The organism is Lutibacter sp. B1, from assembly GCF_012524075.1.
Lineage (GTDB): Bacteria > Bacteroidota > Bacteroidia > Flavobacteriales > Flavobacteriaceae > Lutibacter.
In genome coordinates, this window is record NZ_JAAZUI010000069.1 from 1 (window position 1) to 2,142 (window position 2,142).

The following is a 2,142-nucleotide window of genomic DNA, read 5'->3' on the forward strand; positions in this document are numbered from 1 at the left end:
TATCGTTAAGTTTAATTATTCTTGAATATTTTTCAGTTCAACTCTCACGTTTCAATGAGTTTTTCCATTTTCATTGCTCATTTCCGGCGTTGTGCTTAATTCTTTCCGTTTCAACTTATAATTCCGTCATTGTGCTAAAATCTCACGTTTCAATGAGTTTTTTACGTTTCAACTTTCTATTTTCGGATTCATTACTCAACTCTTTCTACTTTAATTTTCTTTCAATAGAGTAGAAGTAGTTTTCAAGCTTTTTTATCTCAGTAATTTTTTCGGCTTTTGTCTCAGACAGTTTGAGATTTTAAACTCATAAAACTCAAATTAGGAATTTCAGGCTGAAATTCCCCCATTTTACCCAACGTTCTTCGTGTATGGCTCGTTGCGGATAAAACAGCGAGTTGTTTCGAGTAAGTCGTAAAGTTAGCAAAAAATCGCAAACTTTCGAGTCAATCACTTGCCCCGCAATGAGCTATACACGGTGTTGGCTGTAGTATTTTTCCCACTCACTAATGTATTATTATCAGTTCCGATTCTTTTCTGCACCAATTATTTACATTTCCTTTTTTGTCAATTAATAAATAATATCTGATGTTTTTTCTTTTATAGTTTTCCGATATAATAACATAAAAATTCTCAAAATCATCTTTCTTATGATAGGGTTGAGAAATTCTCAAATTCAGACCGCTATTACTTTTAGATTTTTTAATCCGAAACTGTTTTTTATCCAAGTTTTCATAATTCATTACGTGAGTTGGGGAATCAAAATCCATTTGTTCTAGAGCATAAATTCCAAAAATTTCCAATTCTTTTCCCTCTGTCAATAATTCTCCAGTCAGACATTCATTCACTTGAAATTTATAAGACGAGAAGTGAAAGTCAGTCGTGTATTTCGGGATTTTTATTCGTTTTTCGACAGGGAACTTTGTCAATAAACTGTACTTATAAAAATCAAAAGCGATTTGTTCAAAAAAAGGAATTTCAACTTGTCCAAATCCAAAGTTGAAACTCAATATTGATATTGTAATCGCGATTTTTTTCATATTACAGCCAACGGTTTTGGCTATGGTTTCGTTGCGGAAAAATCCGCAGGATTCTTTCCGCCGTTGCCGAAAGATAGCAAAATTGCGGTGAATTCCGATAAGGAATTCAGCCGCAATGAATTATAGCCGTTGTTACCCACAGTTATTTTTTAATTTGATGTTGTTGTTTCCGTTCCAGTTTCAAAGTCGTATGTGATTGTTGTGCTATTTGGAATATTCTCCCAAGTATTCATAACCTCATTTTGGTCAGATACTTTTGTTAATTTGACAACTAAACCACCAACATTGTCGCTAACTGCTGTTGCTCGAACTCCAACAATTTTATATTCTTTCACAATTTTTGAGTCCGATATGAAGTCGTCTGTATTTGCCGTTAGTCCTGAATAAGTTTCTGTTGTTTCGACAAGTTGGTTGTCTCCGTCTGTCGTTATAAAAGTCGCTTGAAATTCATAAGGTTCGTTTGGTCCGAGTGCAGCAATGTCAACTGTAAACTCTAAATTAAAATCTTGAAATTGAGAAAGGTCAACTGTTGAATTTTGATTTTTGCTAAAAGTTTCAATTAAAGTTCCTTCGCCTGTTATTTCCGTTTGCCATTTTAATGTGGATTCATTCAGTTCCAATATTTCTAGAACATAATTTTCTAATCCTGGGTCAGAATTGTCCCAAGTGATAGTTAACGTATTTCCGTTTTCTGTCCAATCTCCGAATTCGGAAATGTCTTCTCCGTTATTTCCAAAACCTTCGTAGATAAATTCAACTCGGTTGTCAGTCGTAAATTTCAAAATACTGTTGTCTGGAATTCCAGAGTTGTTTCCGTTAAATGTACTTGATATTCCGTACCAAGTTCCAATTAAATTGCTGTTGTTTCCATTATCATCGCTGTCGTCCGATGAACAAGATAAAATTGTAATTCCTAAAATAAGGGTAAGTAGTAAATTCAGTTTTTTCATTCGTAAATTTTTGGTTTTAATTGTGGGTAACTTGTTTGTGTATGATTTCGTTGCGTGATTTAAGCACTAAAGTTAGCAAATAAATTACAGATAGAAAGTCCGCGAGGACTTTCGTAAGTAAGCTATAACTAGCAATGAATTATACACGTTGTTAC

The 2,142-nt window shown here is 33.7% G+C and carries 2 protein-coding genes; both read right to left on the reverse strand.

What is annotated here, in order from left to right; all coding sequences use genetic code 11:
• Nucleotides 1-503 precede the first annotated feature (503 nt).
• Entirely contained in the window at nt 504-1,037 is a 534-nt protein-coding gene (locus HGB55_RS14745; protein ID WP_168817805.1) for a hypothetical protein, read from the reverse strand.
• Between the two features lie 149 nt (nt 1,038-1,186).
• Nucleotides 1,187-1,987, reverse strand: a complete 801-nt coding sequence (locus tag HGB55_RS14750; protein ID WP_168817807.1) for a hypothetical protein — start codon at nt 1,985-1,987, stop codon at nt 1,187-1,189.
• Nucleotides 1,988-2,142 lie beyond the last annotated feature (155 nt).